This is a genomic window from Ruegeria sp. AB5 (assembly GCF_056542645.1).
On record NZ_JBQGAE010000003.1, the window covers coordinates 153878 to 173650 of the forward strand.

Consider the following 19773-nt stretch of genomic DNA (forward strand, 5'->3'; position numbering starts at 1 on the left):
TACCCTCCTAGCACGGTTTGCGCGGGCCGCAAGTCACGGTATGATACTTAAAAACCCGGCTTTTTTTGGGACGCTCCGTCAGAAAGCCCTGCGAATCGTTGTATCTGAACCGAACGGTTTATAAATTCGTGTCACAGCCCACCGAAGGAGAGATCATGTCCCAGACCGCCACCATCCTGCGCACCGGGCGAAAATTCGACCAGGTTCTGCGCGGGGCCCGAGAGGTTTTTATGGCGGATGGGTTCGAAGGCGCCAGTGTGGATGACATCGCGCGCGCCGCAGGTGTGTCCAAAGCGACGCTTTATAGTTACTTCCCCGACAAGCGCCTGTTGTTTGTCGAAGTGGCGCAGACCGAATGCAGCCGTATGGCCGAACGTGTGATCTCGATGATCGACGAAAGCAAACCGGCGCGCGAAGTTCTGACTATCACGGCAACTCAGCTGGTCACATTCTTTGTGTCGGATTTCAACCAGCAGGTCTTCCGCGTGTGCGTGGCCGAGAGGGACCGGTTCCCTGAACTGGGGCAGGCCTTTTACGAAGCAGGCCCTCAAAACGGTCAGCGCAAGATGGAAGAATATCTGAAGAAGGCTGTCGCCAAGGGTGAACTGGCAATAGAGGATGTACAGATTGCGGCAGAACAGTTTGCCGAATTGTGCAAAGTGCGTCTGTGGGTGCGTGCGGCCTTTGGCATACAGAAGAGTTTTGCGCAGACCGAGATTGATGAGATTGCGCTTCAGGCCGTCGATATGTTCATGGCACGCTACGGCGTCTAAAGGCCGCAAAAGAACCCATACCCACGCCCCTGCGGAGTATCCGCCAGCGCCACGGCAGACCACCGGATGCGGATGATTTGGCCGATCCAAGGTTTGTCGATGTCTGAGGTTTCTTGACGCGACGCAAAGGGCCGCTCTATCGGTTGATCCAGCACAAACAGGAGCGGGTTCATGGCCTTGGACATTCGACACGAAGGGATGCGCATTGGCGGCCAAGTGGTGTTTACCGATGCAACTATTCCAGTTCACTATCCCTACACGAATGAATTGATAGGTTCCGTTCCGGCGGGTTCAGCGGATCATGTGCGGCAGGCCTTTGAGATTGCGGCTGGGTTTACGCCCCGTCTGACGCGCTATGACCGCAGTCGGATTCTACAGTGCGCAGGTCAGCTGATCGGCGAACGACACATGGAACTTGCGAAATGGCTGACGCTTGAGCTTGGAATCTGTCATCAGCACGCCGTTTACGAGACCAGACGCGCGCAGGATGTGTTTCAATTCGCTGCTGCAGAAGCGCTGCGGGATGATGCCGAAGTGTTCTCGTGCGATCTGACGCATAACGGCAAGGCACGCAAGATTTTCACCAAACGCGAACCCGTGCGCGCCATCAGTGCGATCACACCCTTCAATCATCCGCTGAACATGGTTGCACACAAGATTGCGCCATCGATCGCGACGAACAATTGCATGGTCTGCAAACCGACAGAATTGACCCCGCTGACCGCGATAAGCCTTGCGGATATCCTTTATGAGGCCGGGTTGCCGCCGGAGATGTTTCAGGTCGTCACCGGATGGCCGGGTCAGATCGGGGACGAGATGATCACCAACGACAACATCGACATCGTCACCTTCACAGGCGGTGTTCCGGTCGGCAAGATGATCGCCACCAAGGCAGGTTTCAAACGTCAGGCGCTGGAACTGGGCGGCAATGACCCCCTGATCGTCCTGAATGATCTGAGCGACGCCGATCTGGACAGGGCTGCTGCCATCGCCGTGGCCGGCGCGACAGGCAATTCCGGTCAGCGTTGCACGGCCATCAAACGTATTCTGGTTCAGCACAGCGTGGCCGACCGCTTTGTGCCTATGATTGTGGAAAAAGCCACGGCCATCCGATTTGGCGACCCGCAGGACCCAGAGACCGAACTGGGTTGCGTGATACACGCCGAAGCCGCCGCGCTGTTCGAAACCCGTGTACTAAGCGCTGAGAAACAGGGCGCGCAGATCCTCTACCACCCGGAGCGGCGAGGGGCCTTGCTGCCCCCGATTGTGGTTGATCGTGTCCCTTATGACAGCGATTTGGTCATGGAGGAGACCTTTGGCCCGATCATACCTATCCTGCGTGTTCCAGACGATGACGCCGCGGTGATGAAGATTTCCAACGGCACGCCGTTCGGCCTGTCCTCGGGTGTTTGTACCAACGATATGAACCGTGCGATCGCCTTTATCAACGGGCTTGACGTGGGAACCTGCAACATCTGGGAACAGCCGGGCTATCGGATTGAAATGTCACCCTTTGGTGGTATCAAAGACAGCGGCAATGGCGTTAAGGAAGGCGTCATCGAAGCGATGAAGTTCTTTACCAACGTAAAGACCTATTCTTTGCCTTGGCCTCAATAGGTTGTGCGCATCTGATAGCCCTGATGAAAAGTCATACGCACAAAGGTTACAGGGTCCTTGCGGAACCATGTGGTGCGCTCCATCTGAAACAGGGGCGTTCCCGGAGGCACCGATAGGAACTCCTGTAGTTCTCCGGTCGCCGGAACGGCCGAGAACGCGATTTCAGCATCCGAAAACGGAACCTGGGCCAAGAGCCATTCGTTGGGTCCAACCGTCAGGAAATCCTCGTCCACGACATCGGGCACGGCGCTGACATTGATCCAGCGTTCCTCGAACTGAAAGGGACGGTTGTCCGCGTGATGCATACAACGCAGATGCAGAACCTGAGCGCCCTCTGCCAGCCCAAGCTTGGCCTGCAGCCAGGCCGGGCAACCCAGGACGGTTCGGCTGACCAGAGCATAGCGGTACCGGGCGTTCATATCCTCGATGGTCTGGCGCACAACAGTGATCGGCAGTTTGGCCTGCTTGACCGGGGTGGTGACGACCCGCGTCCCACCTTTGCGCTTGCGGGTGACAATACCTTGATCCGCCAGTTCGCGTAGGGCGCGGTTGACGGTGGCGCGGGCGCAGCCAAACTCGGCGGCAAGCTCCAGTTCGGTGGGCAGCAGGCTGCCTTGCGGCCAGATGCGGGTCTGGATGCGGTTCAGAACTTCCTCGCGGATATCCTGAAAGCCGACAATTTTCTGCTCAGTCACATCTTGCTCGCAGTATTATAGTGGTCATATTCATATTATGTCCGTATTATTGAATCTATGCAAAGGTTTCGCTCGTCATGAACGGGCGCCTGAGCGCAGCGGGTCTAATTTTTGACAATCCCGGCCTAGAGCGCTGACATCAATCCTTCCATGGCTGTTCGGTAACGGGCGACGATCCGCGTGCGATCCACGTGGCGCCCATTTTGCACCTTATGGCGGCCTGCCGACCAAAGGTCGGTGATCACGTGATCCTTGGCTGCAAAAACCAGCCCGTCCAGCAGTTGGTCCTGCGTCAACGCACATAGCGCGGGGTCCTGGCTGTCTATCGCGACCAGATCAGCCAGCATCCCTTTGGTGATTTGCCCGGCGGCACGGTCCAGAGCCTGTGCGCCACCTTGGGCAGCACCTGCGTACAGCGTTCGTCCAACCGATCCCTCCCCGACCACAAGCACGTTCCGCGACAGGTCGCGCAGGCGTTGGGAATACTCCAGCGTTCGCAGCTCTTCCGTCAGAGAAATCAGTATGTTGGAATCCGACCCCACACCGAACACCCCGCCCGCGTTCAGATAGGTGGAACCATTGAAGGGCCCGTCGCCCAGATTGGCCTCGGTCACAGGACACAGGCCTGCCACAGCCCCGCTCGCGGCCATGGTCCGGGTCTCATCTTCGGTCATGTGGGTCGCGTGGATCAGGCACCATTTGGCGTCGACCGGCGCGTTGTCCAATAGCCATTCGACGGGGCGGGCACCCAGACCGGCCTGCACTTCGGCGACTTCCCTGGGCTGCTCAGAGATGTGAATGTGAACCGGACCCGTACCCTGCGCTGCCAGGACCTGCCGCAGATCGTCGGGTGCGGTGGCGCGCAGGGAATGTGGCGCAATGCCGACGCGGCAGTCGGTGGGCAGATGGCTGAGCGCAGTGTGGGCTTGTTCAACCAGCGAACAAAAGCGCTCAACGTCATTGCCGAACCGGGCCTGTCCCGGCTCCAACGGTTCTTTCCCGACGCCCGAATACGAATAGAGCACTGGCAGATGGGTCAGTCCGATCCCGGTTTCGGCCGCCGCCGCCATGATCCGGTCGCTGAGTTCGGCGAGACGGTCATAAGGCTGCCCATCTGGCTGGTGATGCAGATAGTGGAATTCGCCAACCGAAGCGTATCCAGCCTCTTGCATTTCAAGATACACCAGCGCGGCGATGGCCTGCACCTGTTCTGGGCTGAGATGGGCCGTGAAGCGATACATCAGGTCGCGCCAGGTCCAGAAGCTGTCGCGGCCCGCCAGACGGTACTCGGTCATCCCGGCCATGGCGCGCTGAAGGGCATGGCTGTGTAGATTGGCCAGTGCCGGTAGCAAAGTGTCAACCCGCGTATCGCGACCCTGCGCCACCGCGTTCGGAGCCAACTGGGTTATTTTTCCGTCTTCGATCTCAAGCCGCAGATCTTCTGCCCATCCTGTCGCCAACAGGGCGCGGTTTGCGAATATCGACGTCATACGATCCTCCGATTTTATGAATAGACATATTGCATAAAGACTTGTACTAGAAAAGAACTATCTTCGGAGAAAAGGGAATCGAATGCAGGCCCGCGATCAGCTGTTCACCGATCTGCACGCCGCCACTTTTGTAGGTGGGAACGCATACGGTTTGATACAGGACGCGGCGATTGCCGTTCAGGATGGTCAGATCGTCTGGGTTGGACCTCGGACAGAGTTGCCCACCGACCAAGCAGCGCTGCCCAGAACGACGCTTGAGGGGCGTCTTGTGACGCCCGCATTCATCGACTGCCATACCCATGTGGTACATGGCGGCCATCGCGCTGTTGAATTCGAGATGCGCCTGAACGGGGCCAGTTATGAAGATGTCGCGCGCGCCGGAGGCGGGATCATCTCGACCGTGACCGCCACCCGTGCGGCCAGTGTGGACGATCTGATTGCGCAGGCCTTGCCGCGTGTGGATGCCATGTTGGCGGAAGGTGTCGCGGTTATCGAGGTCAAGTCGGGCTACGGTCTGGATCGTGACACCGAACTGAACATGCTGCGCGCAGCTCGGTCCCTGCCCGAGCTTCGCCCGGTGCGCGTGAAAACCAGCTTTCTGGGCGCCCATGCTGTGCCGGTGGAGTTCAAAAATCGCCCGGACGCGTATCTCTCCAAAATCTGTATCCCGACCCTACGCGCGGCGCATGACGAAGGGCTCGTAGACGCAGTGGATGCGTTTTGCGAAAAAATAGCGTTCCTGCCCGATCAACTGGTGCCTTTGTTTGATGTCGCGCAGGAGCTGGGACTGCCGATCAAGATTCATGCCGAACAATTGTCCAATCTTGGCGGAGCACAGCTGGCAGCCAGCTACGGCGCATTGTCTGCTGATCACATCGAATACCTGGACGAAGACGGCGTGATTGCCATGGCCGGGGCCGGTACCGTCGGTGTGATCCTGCCCGGTGCCTTCTATACTTTGCGGGAAACGCAGCCCCCACCGATCGATCTGCTGCGCACACATCGCGTACCAATGGCGCTGGCGACCGATTGCAATCCGGGTTCGGCCCCGGTCACGTCTTTGCTGCTGACTATGAATATGGGCTGCACCTTGTTCCGCATGACGCCAGAGGAGGCACTGGCGGGGGTTACCACTCACGCCGCGCGCGCTCTGGGTCTGGAAGATTGCGGTCGGATCGCTCCCGGTCTGCGTGCCGATCTGGCTGTCTGGGATGTCACTCATCCGGCTGAACTGGCCTATCGTGTCGGCTTCAATCCGCTTCATACCCGCATATTTGGAGGCGCAATTTGACCACCCTGACCCTTACCCCCGGCGCGGTCTCGCTGGTGCAGCTGGAACAGGTTTACCGTAAAGAATGTGCAGTGCGACTCGACCCTGCCTGTCGCCCGGGTATTCAGGCGGCCCATGCACGCATAGCCGTCGCGGCGGCAGGGGATGCGGCGGTTTACGGGGTCAATACCGGCTTTGGCAAACTGGCCAGCGTCAAGATTGCGGCCGAGGATACGGCGACCCTGCAGCGCAACCTGATCCTGTCTCATTGTTGCGGTGTGGGTCCTGCGATCCCGCGCGCTCATGCGCGGTTGATGATCGCGCTGAAACTGCTCAGCCTTGGGCGTGGGGCCTCGGGTGTGCGGCTTGAACTGATCGACCTGCTGGAAGCGATGCTGGAAAAAGGTGTGACCCCGGTGATCCCGGCACAGGGTTCGGTGGGGGCATCCGGCGATCTGGCCCCGCTTTCACACATGGCTGCCGTGATGATGGGCGCAGGCGAGGCTGAATTCGGCGGCGTAGTGATGCCCGGAGGTGATGCTCTGGCCGCATCCGGCCTGACATCTGTGAACCTCGGTCCCAAGGAAGGGCTTGCGCTGATCAACGGCACTCAATTCTCGACTGCTTTCGCGCTTGCGGGTCTCTTTGACGCTTGGCAAGCGGCGCAAAGCGCACTGGTGACTTCGGCGCTGACCACCGATGCCATTATGGGCTCGACCGCACCGCTGCAGCCCGAGATCCACACCCTACGGGGTCATCGCGGCCAGATCGAAGCCGGGTCCACCATGCGTGCCCTGCTGGCCGGATCGGTAATCCGCGAAAGTCATCGTGAGGGCGATACCCGGGTGCAGGACCCCTATTGCATTCGCTGCCAGCCTCAGGTGGTCGGCGCGGCGATGGATGTGCTGCGTCAGGCCTCTGTGACGCTTGAGATCGAGGCCAATGCGGCCACCGACAACCCTCTGGTCTTGTCCGAGTCCGGGCTGATTGTTTCGGGCGGCAATTTTCACGCCGAGCCGGTCGGCTTTGCCGCCGACATGATTGCGCTGGCCGTGGCCGAGATCGGCGCAATTGCCCAACGTCGCATCGCGTTGATTGTCGATCCTGTGCTCAGCTTTGATCTGCCGCCCTTTCTGTCGCCCAACCCGGGGCTGAATTCGGGCCTGATGATTGCCGAGGTCACAACCGCGGCTTTGATGAGCGAGAACAAGCATCTGGCCAACCCCTGCGTAACGGATTCAACGCCGACCTCGGCCAATCAGGAGGATCACGTGTCGATGGCCGCCCACGGGGCGCGGCGTCTAGGGCAGATGGTGACCAACCTGGAACGCATTCTGGGGGTTGAACTGCTCTGCGCGGCGCAAGGCGTCGAGTTCCGCGCCCCGCTGCCCACCAGCGACGCCTTGCAGAGTGTGATGGCCCGCCTGCGCGCGGTTGTGCCGCCCTTGGGCGATGACCGCTATATTGCGCCGGATATCGAGGCGGCCTCGACCCTGATCGCCAGTGGTGAAATCGCCCGCAATACAGGCGTCGCCATGCCGGAGTTGGGCGCGTGACTGGCCCTGTGGACGTCGTACAGGGCGACGGCCCCCTTGTTCTGGGCCTACCCCACACGGGCACAAATGTGCCGCCCGAGATCAAAGCCAAACTGAACAAACGGGGCAAAGAGCTGGCCGACACGGATTGGCATATCCACAGGCTTTATGACGGTCTGCTGCCCGGTGCCACCACCGTTCGCGCAACGTTCCACCGCTATGTGATCGACGCCAACCGCGACCCGTCGGGTCTATCGCTCTATCCCGGTCAAAACACCACGACGCTGGTGCCGCTGACCGATTTTGACGGGCAGGACATCTGGAACCAGCCGCCATCCGAGGTGGAGATCGCCGAGCGCCGCGCGGCTTTCCATGCGCCCTATCACGCTGCCCTCGAGGCCCAATTGGCGCGGGTGAAGGCGTTGCACGGTTTTGCCGTCCTCTATGACTGCCATTCGATCCGTAGCCATATCCCGTTCCTGTTTGACGGGGCGCTGCCCGACATGAACCTGGGCACCAACACTGGCGTGACCTGCGCGTCTCAGATCGAGGCCGTTGCCTATGAATTCGCGGCCTCGTCTCCCTACAGCACCGTATTGAACGGGCGGTTCAAGGGGGGGTGGACGACCCGGCACTATGGCCGACCGGCCGAGGGTCTGCACGCCATACAAATGGAACTTGCCCAATCCACCTATCTGAGCGCCGAAGCCGCGCCCTGGACCTATGACAGCCAAAAGGCCGACCGCCTGCGCCGTTGGCTCAAAGACATACTGGATGCGATCCAGGATACCGCATTGGAGATTGCCCCATGACTGATCCCCGAAAGAACACCCGCGACGTCTATCCCCCGACCGGGCCCGAGCTGAATGCCAAAAGCTGGATGACCGAAGCGCCACTGCGGATGCTGATGAACAACTTGCACCCGGATGTGGCCGAAAACCCGCATGAGCTGGTGGTCTATGGCGGCATCGGTCGCGCGGCGCGGACGTGGACCGATTTTGACACGATTGTCGCCAGCCTCAAGGATCTGGAAGAGGACGAGACGCTGGTGGTGCAGTCTGGCAAGCCGGTGGCCATCGTGCGCACCCACTCGGATGCGCCCCGTGTACTGATCGCCAACTCGAATCTCGTGCCCCACTGGGCGAATTGGGATCATTTCAACGAGCTGGATAAGAAGGGGCTGATGATGTACGGCCAGATGACTGCCGGCTCGTGGATTTATATTGGCACGCAGGGCATCGTGCAGGGCACCTATGAGACCTTTGCCGAGGCCGGGCGTCAGCACTATGGCGGCGATCTGACGGGCAAGTGGATCTTGACCGGCGGTTTGGGTGGTATGGGCGGCGCGCAGCCTCTGGCGGCTGTTTTTGCCGGGGCGTGCTGTCTGGCGGTCGAATGCAACCCGGACAGTATCGATTTCCGGCTGCGCACCAAATATCTTGATGAAAAGGCCGAGACGCTGGACGAGGCGCTTCAGATGATCGACCGCTGGACCAAGGCGGGCGAGGCAAAATCTATTGGCCTGCTGGGCAATGCTGCGGACATCTTCCCCGAAATCTATAGGCGGATGTCTGAGGGCGGCATGCGCCCCGATATCGTCACCGACCAGACCAGCGCGCATGATCCTGTAAACGGGTATCTGCCGCTGGGCTGGACCATGGCGCAATGGAAGGACAAGCGTGAAAGCGATCCCAAGGCGGTCGAGAAAGCGGCCCGCGCCTCGATGAAGCAGCACGTGGCCGCGATGGTTGATTTCTGGAACGCAGGCGTGCCCACGCTGGATTATGGCAACAATATCCGGCAGGTGGCACAGGATGAAGGACTTGAAAACGCCTTTGCTTTCCCCGGCTTTGTGCCCGCCTATATCCGCCCGCTGTTCTGCCGTGGTATCGGCCCGTTCCGCTGGTGCGCGTTGTCCGGTGATCCGGAAGATATCTACAAGACCGATGCCAAGATGAAGGAATTGTTCCCCGAGAACACGCATCTGCACAATTGGCTCGACATGGCGCAAGAGCGCATCGCCTTTCAGGGCCTGCCGGCGCGCATTTGCTGGATCGGGCTGGGAGACCGGCACAAGGCAGGGTTGGCCTTCAACGAGATGGTGCGCAACGGCGAGCTGAAAGCGCCGGTTGTGATTGGTCGTGACCATCTTGACAGCGGTTCGGTCGCTTCGCCCAACCGTGAAACCGAGGCGATGAAGGACGGCTCGGACGCTGTTTCCGATTGGCCTTTGTTGAATGCGCTGGTGAACACAGCCTCGGGCGCAACCTGGGTATCCTTGCACCATGGCGGCGGTGTCGGCATGGGCTTCAGCCAACATGCGGGCGTTGTCATCTGCGCCGACGGGACTGACGCCGCGGACAAGCGTTTGGAGCGCGTGTTGTGGAACGATCCTGCCTCGGGTGTGTGGCGCCACGCAGATGCAGGATATGAGGATGCCAGGGCCTGCGCGCGCGAATATGGGCTGCGGTTGCCGGGAATCCTGGGCTGATCGCCGCGTTCGCGGCAGTTTGGCCGCCTTTCTTAGCGCTAACGACGAATTTTCCGGTTTTATATAGGAAATGTATCGGCTAGGCCTACGTTCTTAAGCAGCCCGCTAGGTAAACGACAGCTGAAAAGGTAGCTCGCCCGTTGCTCGATCTTACGAACGTTCGCTCGGTTCTCGCGGACCATTACGACCTTGCACCATCGGCCACGCTGGCCAATGAGATGCAGCATGTTTATGCCCGAATGGACCGCGTGGTCACCCCACCAGATTGGGCTGTCTACGCGCCCTATATACGTGCGATCAATGCGCTCAAGAAACAGCGTAACGCCGTGATCCTGGGGCACAATTACATGACACCCGAGATTTTCCATGGCGTGTCGGATTTTGTCGGCGACAGCCTGCAGCTTGCGATCAAGGCAAGTGAGGTTGAAGAGGACGTGATCGTTCAGGCTGGTGTGCACTTCATGGCCGAGACGTCAAAGATCCTGAGTCCGCAAAAGACCGTTCTTATGCCGGACATGCAGGCGGGTTGTTCGCTGGCGGAATCGATCACCGCCGATGGAATCGAGGAGATGCGGGCAAAGTACCCCGGCGCTCCGGTCGTTTCCTATGTAAACACCACGGCTGAGGTAAAAGCGGGCTCGGATATCTGCTGCACTTCGTCTAACGCGTTGCAGATCGTGAATGCAATGGACAGCGACACGGTAATCATGACGCCGGACCAGTATCTGGCGCAGAACGTTGCGAACCAGAGTCACAAGAACGTGGTCTATTGGCCGGGCTCCTGCATCGTGCACGAGCAATACACGGCCCAGGACCTGCGAGATTTCCGAGAATGGAATCCAGGCACGCGTCTGATTGCCCATCCCGAATGTCCGCCGGACGTTGTGGCCGAGGCCGACTATTCGGGCTCGACCAGCGGGATCATCAAATATGTGCATGATGAAAAGCCCGAAAAGGCAATGCTGATCACCGAATGCTCGATGGCCTCCAATATCGCGGATGAGCTGCCCGAGGTCGATTTTGTCGGGCCCTGCAACATGTGCCCGTACATGAAAAAGATAACGCTCGAGAAAATCCTCTATGCCCTGCACACGATGGAGGGGCAGGTCGAGGTTGCCGAGGATGTCGCCGTGAAGGCGCGCAAGTCGGTGCAGGCGATGATTGATCTGTCGCGTAAGCTGGGTCTCTGATCCAAAATGCAAGACATCACCACGGATCGCGTTGTCATCGTGGGGGCTGGCATTGGCGCGCTTTATGCAGCGCTGAAACTGGCGCCTCGGTCAGTGGTTATGATCTCGCCGGACCCGTTGGGGCAGGGGGCCAGCTCGGCCTGGGCCCAAGGCGGTGTCGCGGCGGCAATGGATGTGGCCGACAGCCCGGAAAGCCATGCCTCGGACACGGTCAATGCCGGGGCGGGCACCGTTGCTCCTGAAGTTGCCGACCTCGTGACCCGCGAGGCGCGCGACTACATTCTGGACCTGACAACGATGGGCACGCCTTTTGATCGCACCGGAGACGGAGACTATGTGCTATCACGCGAGGCCGCCCATAGCTTTGCGCGGGTTGTGCGGGTGAAGGGCGATCAGGCTGGCGCCGAGATCATGGCGGCCCTGATCGAAAAGGTCCGCGAAACGCCTTCAGTTCAGGTTCTTGAGGGGGTTCTGGCCGTTGGGTTGGATGTGTCGAACGGGCAAGTAACCGGAGTTGCGCTTCAAGAGGCGTCCGAGACCGGATCGGAAACCGTGGTGTTGCGGGGCTCTGCCGTTCTATTGGCGGGGGGCGGGTCTGGCGGTCTCTATGCGCTCACCACCAATCCGCCACGCATTCGGGGACAAGTGATCGGAATGGCGGCGCGCGCCGGGGCGCAGATCGCCGATGCCGAGTTTGTTCAGTTTCACCCGACGGCAATGGATGTAGGAGAAGACCCGGCACCATTGGCAACCGAGGCGTTGCGGGGCGAAGGGGCGATTCTCACCAACAAACATGGCGCACGCTTTATGCAGACCGTTCATCCGGATGCCGAGCTTGCCCCGCGCGACGTTGTGGCCCGTGCAATTTTCGCTGAAATTCAGGCTGAGAACCGCCCTGTGCTGGACACGCGCCCTGCCTTGGGCGCCCGCATCACGGATCTGTTTCCAGCAGTGGCCGAGTATTGCGCACGCAATGGCATTGACCCAGTGACCCAAGCCATACCCGTTGCCCCGGCGGCCCACTATCATATGGGCGGCATTGCTACCGATACGAAGGGCCGTGCAACATTGGAAGGGTTGTGGGTTTGCGGCGAGGCCTCGTCGACCGGACTGCATGGCGCGAACCGGCTGGCCTCAAACGGTTTGCTTGAGGCTTTGGTGTTTGCCCGTATCTGTGCCGAGGACATCGCCAGCGGCGGGCCTGCGGTCTGTCAGGCCGACGTTTTGGACATTCGTTTTGACAAAGACGCAGGGCTGGATACGGCCAAGGCGGTACATGAGCTACGCGAAACGATGACCCGCCATGTCGGCGTGGTGCGCGACCGTTCCGGGTTGATCCGGGCGCTGCAAAAGATTGCGGCGCTGGAAGAGGAAAACGTCGATTGCGCGTCGTTCGTGAACATGTGCGCCACGGCAACCCTGATCGCAGCGGGAGCATTGCTTCGGGAAGAAAGCCGCGGCGCCCATGAGCGCTCGGACTTTCCCGATACCGCCTCAGAACCCGGCAAACGTTCATGGATGTATCTGCCCGAGGCGCTTGCCGTTCGGGCCCAAGCCTGCAAGGAATTGACATGAGTTTTGCTACCCTGCCTGATCTGGTTCTGGAGCCGATGGTCCGCGCTGCGCTGATGGAAGACCTGGGCAGCTACGGAGACGTGACCACACGTGCCGTCATCCCGGATAGCATCACGTACCAGGCGCGGCTGAACGCGCGAGAAGAGGCCGTTGTGTCAGGCATGCAGGTGGCTGCGCTTGCCTTTCGTCTCGTTGATCCCGCGCTGGAGATTGAGACGCATGTAAAGGACGGTGCCCCGTGTCAGCGTGGGGACACGCTGATGACCATCAAGGGCTCTGCCGCGTCGATCCTGTCAGGCGAGCGCGTGGCGCTGAATTTCGCCGGGTGTTTGACCGGCATTGCGACGCAAACCGCTGCCTTTGTCGATCGCACCAAAGGCACGGAGGCGCGGATCACCTGCACACGCAAAACAACACCGGGATTGCGGATTGTTCAAAAACTGGCAGTGCTGCATGGCGGCGGTTTCAATCATCGCTATTCATTGTCCGATGCGATCCTGATCAAGGACAATCACATCGCCGCTGCGGGTGGGGTGCGTCAGGTATTGGACGCCGCCAAAGCGCATGCAAGCCACATGATGGCCGTCGAGATCGAGGTGGACCGTCTGGATCAGCTGGCTGAGGTATTGGAGGTCGGCGGGGCCTCGGTTGTTCTTTTGGACAACATGGACAACGACACGCTGCGCGAGGCAGTGGCCATGGTGGACGGGCGTCTGACCACAGAGGCCAGCGGGAATGTGACGCTGGAGCGTATCGCGTCAATTGCGGCGACAGGCGTGAACTATATCTCGTCTGGTGCCTTGACCCACTCGGTGCGCACGGTTGATCTGGGGTTGGATTTTTAGCCGGGCTTTGATGCGTCAAATTGGATGAATCCTGCCAGATTGCTTGCGTGTTGATTTTTTATTGATAATAAATTGGAGCCAACGCAAGCTGCAGGATATTTTATAGATAAAATGATCATTCCCCATTCCGGCTGGACCCGTAAATCTGCGCAAACTGTCTATGACCTTCCGTTGATGGATCTGCTTTTCCGGGCACAGACCGTACATCGCGATCACTTCGATCCAAACAAGATCCAGACGTCGAAACTGTTGTCGATCAAAACCGGGGGCTGCGCCGAAAATTGCGCCTATTGCTCGCAATCGGCCCGCAACGGGTCGACCTTGACAGCATCGAAACTGATCGAGGTTCAGCGTGTTCTGGCAGAGGCAAAGAAAGCCAAGGATGGCGGGGCGACACGATTCTGCATGGGTGCCGCATGGCGCGAACCCAAAGCGCGGGACATGGAGGCGCTGGTGGCCATGGTTGAGGGTGTCAAGGCGATGGGGATGGAAACCTGCATGACGCTGGGGATGCTGGACGACACTCAGGTCGTGCAACTGCGCGATGCCGGGCTGGACTACTACAACCACAATATCGACACCTCGGAACGCTACTACTCCGAGGTGATCACAACCCGGACCTTTGCCGACAGGATCGACACGATGAACCGGGTGCAGGACGCAGGGATCAAAGTGTGTTCAGGCGGTATTCTGGGTATGGGCGAGCGTACCGGCGACCGCATCGACATGTTACTGACGCTGGCCAATATGCACCCTGCACCGGATTCGGTTCCGATCAACATGCTGATGCCACAGGCCGACACGCCACTGGCCGATGCCGAGCCGATCGACCCGATCGAATTTGTACGCATTATCGCATTGGCTCGCATCCTTATGCCCAAATCCTATGTGCGTCTCTCTGCCGGTCGCAGCGATATGAGTGATGAGATGCAGACCATGTGTTTCTTTGCCGGTGCCAATTCGATTTTCGTCGGTGAAACTCTGCTGACCGCCGAGAACCCGGAAGAGGATAAAGACGCAATCCTCTTTGCCAAACTGGGCCTTCAGGCCGAGCGCACCGCAGATCATGCTCAGACGGAAGCTGCGGAATGACAGCGGTCGACCGGCTGCAATCCATGCTGGGCGTGCTGGATGCCCGCCATCGCCGCCGCCGTTTGGCGCCACCACAGGGCTTGGATTTTGCATCGAATGATTATCTGGGCCTTGCGGGTTCGCACCTGCTGCTGAAGGCCGCGCAAGATGCGTTGGCGCGAGGTGTGGCTGTGGGTTCCGGCGGCTCGCGCCTGCTACGTGGAAATCACGCCGAGCATGAAGCCCTGGAACACGAGGCCGCTGCCTTTTTCGCGGCAGAAGCGGCCTTGTTCATGGGCGGTGGGTTTCAGGCCAATCAGGCGATCTTTTCCACATTGCCGGCTGCTGGCGATCTGGTGCTGCACGACGCTTTGGTTCACGCTAGCGCACATGATGGGATGCGCAGCAACCGCGCGGATCTGCGCCCGTTCCGGCACAATGACGTTGAAGATGCCCGCAGCATTGCGGCCAAATGGCGGGCTGCGGGCGGTATGGGTCAAATCTGGATTGCCGTTGAAAGCGTTTATTCGATGGAGGGCGATCTTGCACCCCTGCACGACCTCGCCGCCTTGGCACGGGACACAGATGCGGTTCTGGTTGTGGATGAGGCGCATGCCACCGGTGTGTTCGGTGCGCGTGGCGCGGGTCTGGCCCACGATCTTAAGGCGCAGCTGTTGACGCTGCACACCTGTGGCAAAGGTCTGGGTGTCTCTGGCGGTTTGATTTGTGGACCTCAGGTGATGATCGATGCTTTGATCAACCGTGCGCGACCGTTCATTTTTGCCACTGCGCCGTCACCTTTGAACGCGGCCCTGGTGCGCGCTGCCCTGCAGGCGCTGGCGGCAGATCCCAGTCTTATTCAGGCCGCGCAGGATCGCACCCGTCATGCGCATGCGGTGGCGCGTCGGCACGGTGTTCCTGAAACCGCTCTGAACAGTCAGATCATCCCGGTCATACTGGGGGATGAGGCGCGAACGATGGCCAGGGCCTCGGCCCTGCAAGGGCTGGGTTATGACGTGCGCGGGATCCGCCCGCCGACTGTTCCGCGCGGCTCATCCCGGCTGCGTATTTCGATCACCGGCAATGTAGATCACGCGGACATCTCGGACCTGTTCACCATTTTGGCTCGTCAAAAATCGGAGGCCGCATGAGCGCGCTGATCGTTGTCGGCACCGACACAGGTGTCGGCAAAACCGTCTTTTCGGCGGGGCTGACCGCCGCTTTGGGCGCCACGTACTGGAAGCCTGTACAGTCTGGGCTTGGGGACGAAACCGATACCGATATCGTGCAGCGATTGTCAGGGGCCACGGTCCTGCCCGAAGCCTATCGCCTGAATATGCCTGCCTCGCCGCATCTCTCTGCCGAGGATATGGGTGTCGAGATCGATCCGGCGCGACTGAGATTGCCGCAGGTAGAAGGGCCGCTGGTCGTCGAAGGGGCCGGCGGACTGATGGTGCCGTTGAACCGCAGGACCTACTATCTGGACCTGATCGCCAAATGGCAGGCTCCGGTTATTTTGGTGGCCCGCACCTCCTTGGGTACGATCAACCATACCACGCTCTCCCTGATGGCCTTGCAGACTGCGGGTTGCGGTGTCGTCGGCGTTGCCTTTGTCGGAGACCCCGAGCCTGATGTTGAGCAGACCATTGTTCAGATGAGTGACATACGCCATCTGGGTCGTCTGGCCTTGGTGTCCCAGCTCTCGCGCGACACAGTCGCCGGCGCATTCTCGGCCATTGATGTCGATACCATCCGGAGGGCGCTATGACCCCGCTGGAATTTGACGCCCGACATCTGTGGCACCCCTATACCAATGTGGCCGACCCGGGGCCGATGCACCTGATCGACCGGGCAGAAGGCGTGTATCTGCACCTCGAGGACGGCGCAAAGATGATCGACGCCATGTCTTCTTGGTGGTGCGCAATTCATGGACACAAACATCCAAAGATCACTTCTGCGATGCAACAACAGCTGGAGAAGATGCCGCATGTGATGTTTGGGGGTCTGACGCATCAACCGGCCATTGATCTGGGGCGCAGAATGGTCGCGATGCTGCCTCAGGGACTCGACCGGATATTCTACTGTGACAGCGGATCGGTTGCGGTCGAAGTTTCGATGAAGATGGCCGTACAGTATCAGATGGCGCATGGTCGCACCGGCAAGGTCGAGTTTGCCACTATCCGGGGCGGTTATCACGGCGACACCTGGAAGGCGATGAGCGTCTGCGACCCGGTTACCGGTATGCATGGTCTGTTTCGTGGAGCCCTTTCAATCCAGCATTTCCTGCCGCGACCGCCGGTGCGGCTGGATAACGACTGGTCCGAGGATCCGGCGCAAAACGGTCTCGAGCCACTGGAACGTCTGCTGGAAGAAAAAGGTGGTCAGCTGGCGGCCCTGATCCTGGAACCCGTGGTTCAGGGCACGGGAGGTATGTATTTCTACCACCCTCAATGGCTGCGCGCGGCACGGGCCTTGTGTGAGGCGCATGACGTTCTGATCATCTTCGATGAGATCGCCACCGGATTCGGCCGAACTGGCAAACTGTTCGCCATCGATCACGCAGGCGTCACGCCGGATATTCTGTGTTTGGGCAAAGCGTTGACGGGTGGGCATATCTCTTTTGCAGCTACCGTCACAAGCGAACGGATCGCCTATGGCATCGGCAACAGTGAGGCGGGTGTATTTATGCACGGCCCGACCTATATGGCCAATCCGCTGGCCTGTGTTGCAGGCTTGGCCAGCCTCAGCCTGCTGGGCGAGGGAAACTGGCACGCCCAAGTCTCTGCCATAGAAAGCCAGATGCGTGTTGAACTGGAACCCGCGCGGGACTTGCCCGGAGTCGCCGATGTGCGGGTTCTTGGGGCCATTGGCGTGATCGAGATGAATGATGTTGTTGATCCGGCTGTCGCGCACCGCCGGGCCCCGGAAACCGGTGTCTGGTTGCGCCCCTTTGCGCGCAATATCTACACCATGCCGCCCTATGTCATCTCGTCAGACGACCTGTCGCGCGTCACGTCAGCTATGGTCGCACTGGCCGGAGGCGCAGAGTGAAACACCAGTGGCTGTCACGCTCGGATCGACCTGAATTGACCCTTGTCTTCGCGGGTTGGGGGTTGGGGTCTGCGCCGTTTGTGGGTTTAACAGGGGCAGGTAACGCCTTGTTAGTGCAGGACTACACGCAAATCTTTGATCCCCTGCCTGTGGGTGGGTTTGAGCGCATTGATCTGCTGGCCTTTTCTTTCGGCGTTGCGTCAGCGGCGCATTGGTTGGCGCATACCGGCATTCGGCCCGATCATCTGGTTGCGGTCAGCGGAACATTGCACCCGGCCAGCGCCGATTTTGGCATTGCACCCGAGGTGATCCGCGCGACGGCGGACAATTTGTCCGATGCCAGCTTTGCCAAGTTCTGCCGAAGGGCCGGAATGGGCGGGAAGGCCCCGGCGCTGGATGTGGCCGCTGCACAGACCGAACTGTTGGCCGTGATCGAAAGGGGACACGCCCCGGACCCCGGTTTTGATCGCGTGTGGATCCCGCAACGCGACCGCGTTATCCCCACCGCGGCACAAGAGGCTGCGTGGGTCAGCCGCCCTGACATCGTCCGACGCGTCGACGCCCCTCATGTACCTTTTGCGGCGGGCCAGAGCTGGGCGGAGTGGTTCGCATGACAGTCCAGCTTACTGACAAAGTGCAGCGCAGCTTCAGCCGCAGTTTCCTCACCTATCACGACGCCGCAAGCCAACAGGCCTGGGTCGCTGAAAAACTGGTGGATGAGTTGCTTCAGTTCGGGGCGCAGCCTCGGTTCAAGACGGGCTTTGAGTTGGGATGCGGCACGGGCCATCTGAGCAAACTGTTGCGGCAGCACGTATCAATCGATCACCTGATCATCAACGACATTGCCCCTCAGGCCAGCGAAACCGCCTGCGCGGTGGATGCTGGGTTTGTCGCGGGCGACGCGCGGCATGTTGTCTGGCCAGAACAGATTGATCTGCTGGTCTCATCTTCGATGATCCAATGGATGGAGAAACCCACCGATCTGCTGCGCAAAGCCGCTGACGTTCTGGCCCCGGGCGGTTGGCTCGCGATTTCCGGGTTTGGTCCAAAACAGTATCATGAGCTGCGACAGATCGGGTCTTCTGCACAAGCCCCGGGGCTTTGCACGGCCGATGATCTGCGCGCGGCGGTCGAGGATGTTCTGACCGTCCATGCCGCAGCTGAAGCCGAGCGTCCATCGTATTTCTCGACCCCGCGCGACGTGCTGCGCCATTTGCGCCAAACCGGAGTGAATGGCCGGGCGCAACGCGCCTGGACCAAATCCACTTTGGCCCGGTTCGAACACGAGTATCGGACAGGCTTTGGCGACGAGCGGGGTGTCTCGCTTACCTATCACCCGGTCTGGATCATCGCTCAGAAACTATAACCGCCGCCGCGGCGCTATTCGTTGGCCACCAGACCTCTTTCGCCAAGTTCGCGCTCAAAGGGCCGGACCCTCTGTCGGCGACGAATGGGATTTGCGCCAACGACGTGGATAAACCAGTTGGCAAGCAGGTTTAAACCCAGATTCTGAACGACACAGGCGGGCCAGCCCCAAGGCCTGATTAAAGGTCGGCTACCGCGCACTGATCATTGCGTCTTGAAAAAGGTTCTCGCGCCCGGGGATCGGATATTGGGGACGATCTATCGCGACGGCGAACGTGTCGGCTGGATGGCTCCGGGTGTCTATGGCTACACTGTATGCAAGTCCATCGGGTACGGCTATGTGCCCAATCCGGACGTGGAGGATGCGGAATTTGTGACCTCACGCACCTACAACCTTGAGGTCAGACCGAAGTGCGCGCTTATCCGAGCCAGCATTTCCCCGGCCACGGTGTTTTGGGCGAAGAACATGGCAAACAGGACGGAAACGGTCGGTATATGTGGGTGATTGATCCCATTGACGGAACGCGTACGTTTCTGTCCGGTCATCCATTGTTCGGCTTTCTTTTGGCGCATCTGATCGACGGTCAGGTTGAACTTGGCCTCGTGGGCATGCCAGCGCTCAACGAGACATTCGTTGAGCCGGGGTTTGGCCAATGTCATGCTGGAAGTGCGCAATGATCTGTTGCGCTCGGACGAACAGGTCGCCACGGTAGCTGACGAGATTCTGGCGTTGCTTCGGCCCGCCATCCAAGATTTGAAGGAGGAGGCATCGTGACAGCAACTCTTACATTTGAGCATCTTCAAA

At 59.8% G+C, this 19773-nt stretch carries 21 protein-coding genes; 18 read left to right on the forward strand and 3 right to left on the reverse strand.

Annotation, left to right across the window (positions count from 1 at the left end; translation table 11 throughout):
- Positions 1-155 precede the first annotated feature (155 nt).
- On the forward strand, positions 156-773 hold the full coding sequence (locus ACR0L4_RS08240) for a TetR/AcrR family transcriptional regulator (RefSeq protein WP_170749437.1): 618 nt from the start codon (positions 156-158) through the stop codon (positions 771-773).
- Here ACR0L4_RS08240 and ACR0L4_RS08245 read toward each other — a convergent pair.
- Positions 770-946 (reverse strand): hypothetical protein, encoded by a 177-nt coding sequence (locus ACR0L4_RS08245; protein ID WP_480512049.1) that lies wholly within the window; start codon positions 944-946, stop codon positions 770-772. The genes ACR0L4_RS08240 and ACR0L4_RS08245 overlap by 4 nt on opposite strands.
- Here ACR0L4_RS08245 and phnY point away from each other — a divergent pair.
- The gene (gene phnY, locus ACR0L4_RS08250) at positions 945-2390 is read left to right on the forward strand and encodes a phosphonoacetaldehyde dehydrogenase (protein ID WP_480512051.1); all 1446 of its coding nucleotides are present in this window, start codon (positions 945-947) and stop codon (positions 2388-2390) included. The two genes, ACR0L4_RS08245 and phnY, sit on opposite strands and share 2 nt — an antisense overlap.
- Here the strand turns inward: phnY and ACR0L4_RS08255 are convergent.
- Together ACR0L4_RS08255 and ACR0L4_RS08260 are read right to left on the reverse strand one after the other, a co-directional pair.
- Entirely contained in the window at positions 2384-3085 is a 702-nt protein-coding gene (locus ACR0L4_RS08255) for a GntR family transcriptional regulator (RefSeq protein WP_170749434.1), read from the reverse strand. The two genes, phnY and ACR0L4_RS08255, sit on opposite strands and share 7 nt — an antisense overlap.
- 125 nt (positions 3086-3210) lie before the next feature.
- Positions 3211-4575, reverse strand: coding sequence for a formimidoylglutamate deiminase (locus tag ACR0L4_RS08260; protein ID WP_480512053.1), 1365 nt, complete (start codon positions 4573-4575; stop codon positions 3211-3213).
- Positions 4576-4657: 82 nt separating this feature from the next.
- Here ACR0L4_RS08260 and hutI point away from each other — a divergent pair, with 82 nt between their 5' ends.
- The 16 genes from hutI to ACR0L4_RS08340 all read left to right on the forward strand — a co-directional run bounded on the left by hutI (position 4658) and on the right by ACR0L4_RS08340 (position 19743).
- The gene (hutI, locus tag ACR0L4_RS08265) at positions 4658-5866 is read left to right on the forward strand and encodes an imidazolonepropionase (RefSeq protein ID WP_480512055.1); all 1209 of its coding nucleotides are present in this window, start codon (positions 4658-4660) and stop codon (positions 5864-5866) included.
- Positions 5863-7401: a histidine ammonia-lyase gene (gene hutH, locus ACR0L4_RS08270; protein ID WP_480512057.1), complete on the forward strand. Its 1539-nt coding sequence runs from the start codon at positions 5863-5865 to the stop codon at positions 7399-7401. The genes hutI and hutH overlap by 4 nt, the downstream gene beginning before the upstream one ends.
- Complete coding sequence (hutG, locus tag ACR0L4_RS08275) at positions 7398-8192, forward strand: N-formylglutamate deformylase (protein ID WP_480512059.1); 795 nt, start codon at positions 7398-7400, stop codon at positions 8190-8192. The genes hutH and hutG overlap by 4 nt, the downstream gene beginning before the upstream one ends.
- Complete coding sequence (hutU, locus tag ACR0L4_RS08280) at positions 8189-9871, forward strand: urocanate hydratase (protein WP_480512061.1); 1683 nt, start codon at positions 8189-8191, stop codon at positions 9869-9871. The genes hutG and hutU overlap by 4 nt, the downstream gene beginning before the upstream one ends.
- 140 nt (positions 9872-10011) lie before the next feature.
- Entirely contained in the window at positions 10012-11061 is a 1050-nt protein-coding gene (gene nadA, locus ACR0L4_RS08285; RefSeq protein WP_480512063.1) for a quinolinate synthase NadA, read from the forward strand.
- Positions 11062-11067: 6 nt separating this feature from the next.
- Positions 11068-12636, forward strand: coding sequence for an L-aspartate oxidase (locus tag ACR0L4_RS08290; protein ID WP_480512065.1), 1569 nt, complete (start codon positions 11068-11070; stop codon positions 12634-12636).
- On the forward strand, positions 12633-13481 hold the full coding sequence (gene nadC / locus ACR0L4_RS08295; RefSeq protein ID WP_480512067.1) for a carboxylating nicotinate-nucleotide diphosphorylase: 849 nt from the start codon (positions 12633-12635) through the stop codon (positions 13479-13481). The genes ACR0L4_RS08290 and nadC overlap by 4 nt, the downstream gene beginning before the upstream one ends.
- Positions 13482-13592: 111 nt before the next feature.
- Positions 13593-14573, forward strand: coding sequence for a biotin synthase BioB (bioB, locus tag ACR0L4_RS08300; RefSeq protein ID WP_480512069.1), 981 nt, complete (start codon positions 13593-13595; stop codon positions 14571-14573).
- Positions 14570-15703, forward strand: coding sequence for an 8-amino-7-oxononanoate synthase (locus ACR0L4_RS08305; RefSeq protein WP_480512071.1), 1134 nt, complete (start codon positions 14570-14572; stop codon positions 15701-15703). Before bioB ends, ACR0L4_RS08305 begins: the two co-directional genes overlap by 4 nt.
- Positions 15700-16320 (forward strand): dethiobiotin synthase, encoded by a 621-nt coding sequence (gene bioD, locus ACR0L4_RS08310; protein ID WP_170749423.1) that lies wholly within the window; start codon positions 15700-15702, stop codon positions 16318-16320. Before ACR0L4_RS08305 ends, bioD begins: the two co-directional genes overlap by 4 nt.
- Positions 16317-17603, forward strand: coding sequence for an adenosylmethionine--8-amino-7-oxononanoate transaminase (gene bioA / locus ACR0L4_RS08315; protein WP_480512073.1), 1287 nt, complete (start codon positions 16317-16319; stop codon positions 17601-17603). The genes bioD and bioA overlap by 4 nt, the downstream gene beginning before the upstream one ends.
- On the forward strand, positions 17600-18217 hold the full coding sequence (locus ACR0L4_RS08320; protein WP_480512075.1) for a pimeloyl-ACP methyl esterase BioG family protein: 618 nt from the start codon (positions 17600-17602) through the stop codon (positions 18215-18217). Before bioA ends, ACR0L4_RS08320 begins: the two co-directional genes overlap by 4 nt.
- A complete protein-coding gene (locus ACR0L4_RS08325) occupies positions 18214-18969 on the forward strand; it encodes a methyltransferase domain-containing protein (RefSeq protein ID WP_480512077.1) in 756 nt (251 codons plus the stop codon). Before ACR0L4_RS08320 ends, ACR0L4_RS08325 begins: the two co-directional genes overlap by 4 nt.
- 213 nt (positions 18970-19182) lie before the next feature.
- Positions 19183-19473 carry a glycine cleavage T C-terminal barrel domain-containing protein gene (locus ACR0L4_RS08330; RefSeq protein ID WP_480512079.1) on the forward strand — a complete coding sequence of 97 codons (291 nt, stop codon included), beginning with the start codon at positions 19183-19185 and terminating at the stop codon, positions 19471-19473.
- Positions 19380-19646 (forward strand): inositol monophosphatase family protein, encoded by a 267-nt coding sequence (locus ACR0L4_RS08335; protein ID WP_170749419.1) that lies wholly within the window; start codon positions 19380-19382, stop codon positions 19644-19646. Before ACR0L4_RS08330 ends, ACR0L4_RS08335 begins: the two co-directional genes overlap by 94 nt.
- Complete coding sequence (locus tag ACR0L4_RS08340; protein ID WP_480512359.1) at positions 19603-19743, forward strand: hypothetical protein; 141 nt, start codon at positions 19603-19605, stop codon at positions 19741-19743. Before ACR0L4_RS08335 ends, ACR0L4_RS08340 begins: the two co-directional genes overlap by 44 nt.
- The last annotated feature ends 30 nt before the right edge of the window (positions 19744-19773 follow it).

Excerpts from the sequence above, each read along its gene's own strand:
- ACR0L4_RS08240 (WP_170749437.1), top strand. The coding sequence starts at position 156 with ATGTCCCAGACCGCCACCATCCTGCGCACCGGGCGAAAATTCGACCAG.
- phnY (WP_480512051.1), top strand. The coding sequence starts at position 945 with ATGGCCTTGGACATTCGACACGAAGGGATGCGCATTGGCGGCCAAGTG.
- ACR0L4_RS08245 (WP_480512049.1), bottom strand. The coding sequence starts at position 946 with ATGAACCCGCTCCTGTTTGTGCTGGATCAACCGATAGAGCGGCCCTTT.
- ACR0L4_RS08260 (WP_480512053.1), bottom strand. The coding sequence starts at position 4,575 with ATGACGTCGATATTCGCAAACCGCGCCCTGTTGGCGACAGGATGGGCA.
- hutI (WP_480512055.1), top strand. The coding sequence starts at position 4,658 with ATGCAGGCCCGCGATCAGCTGTTCACCGATCTGCACGCCGCCACTTTT.
- hutU (WP_480512061.1), top strand. The coding sequence starts at position 8,189 with ATGACTGATCCCCGAAAGAACACCCGCGACGTCTATCCCCCGACCGGG.
- ACR0L4_RS08290 (WP_480512065.1), top strand. The coding sequence starts at position 11,068 with ATGCAAGACATCACCACGGATCGCGTTGTCATCGTGGGGGCTGGCATT.
- nadC (WP_480512067.1), top strand. The coding sequence starts at position 12,633 with ATGAGTTTTGCTACCCTGCCTGATCTGGTTCTGGAGCCGATGGTCCGC.
- bioB (WP_480512069.1), top strand. The coding sequence starts at position 13,593 with ATGATCATTCCCCATTCCGGCTGGACCCGTAAATCTGCGCAAACTGTC.
- ACR0L4_RS08305 (WP_480512071.1), top strand. The coding sequence starts at position 14,570 with ATGACAGCGGTCGACCGGCTGCAATCCATGCTGGGCGTGCTGGATGCC.
- bioD (WP_170749423.1), top strand. The coding sequence starts at position 15,700 with ATGAGCGCGCTGATCGTTGTCGGCACCGACACAGGTGTCGGCAAAACC.
- bioA (WP_480512073.1), top strand. The coding sequence starts at position 16,317 with ATGACCCCGCTGGAATTTGACGCCCGACATCTGTGGCACCCCTATACC.
- ACR0L4_RS08325 (WP_480512077.1), top strand. The coding sequence starts at position 18,214 with ATGACAGTCCAGCTTACTGACAAAGTGCAGCGCAGCTTCAGCCGCAGT.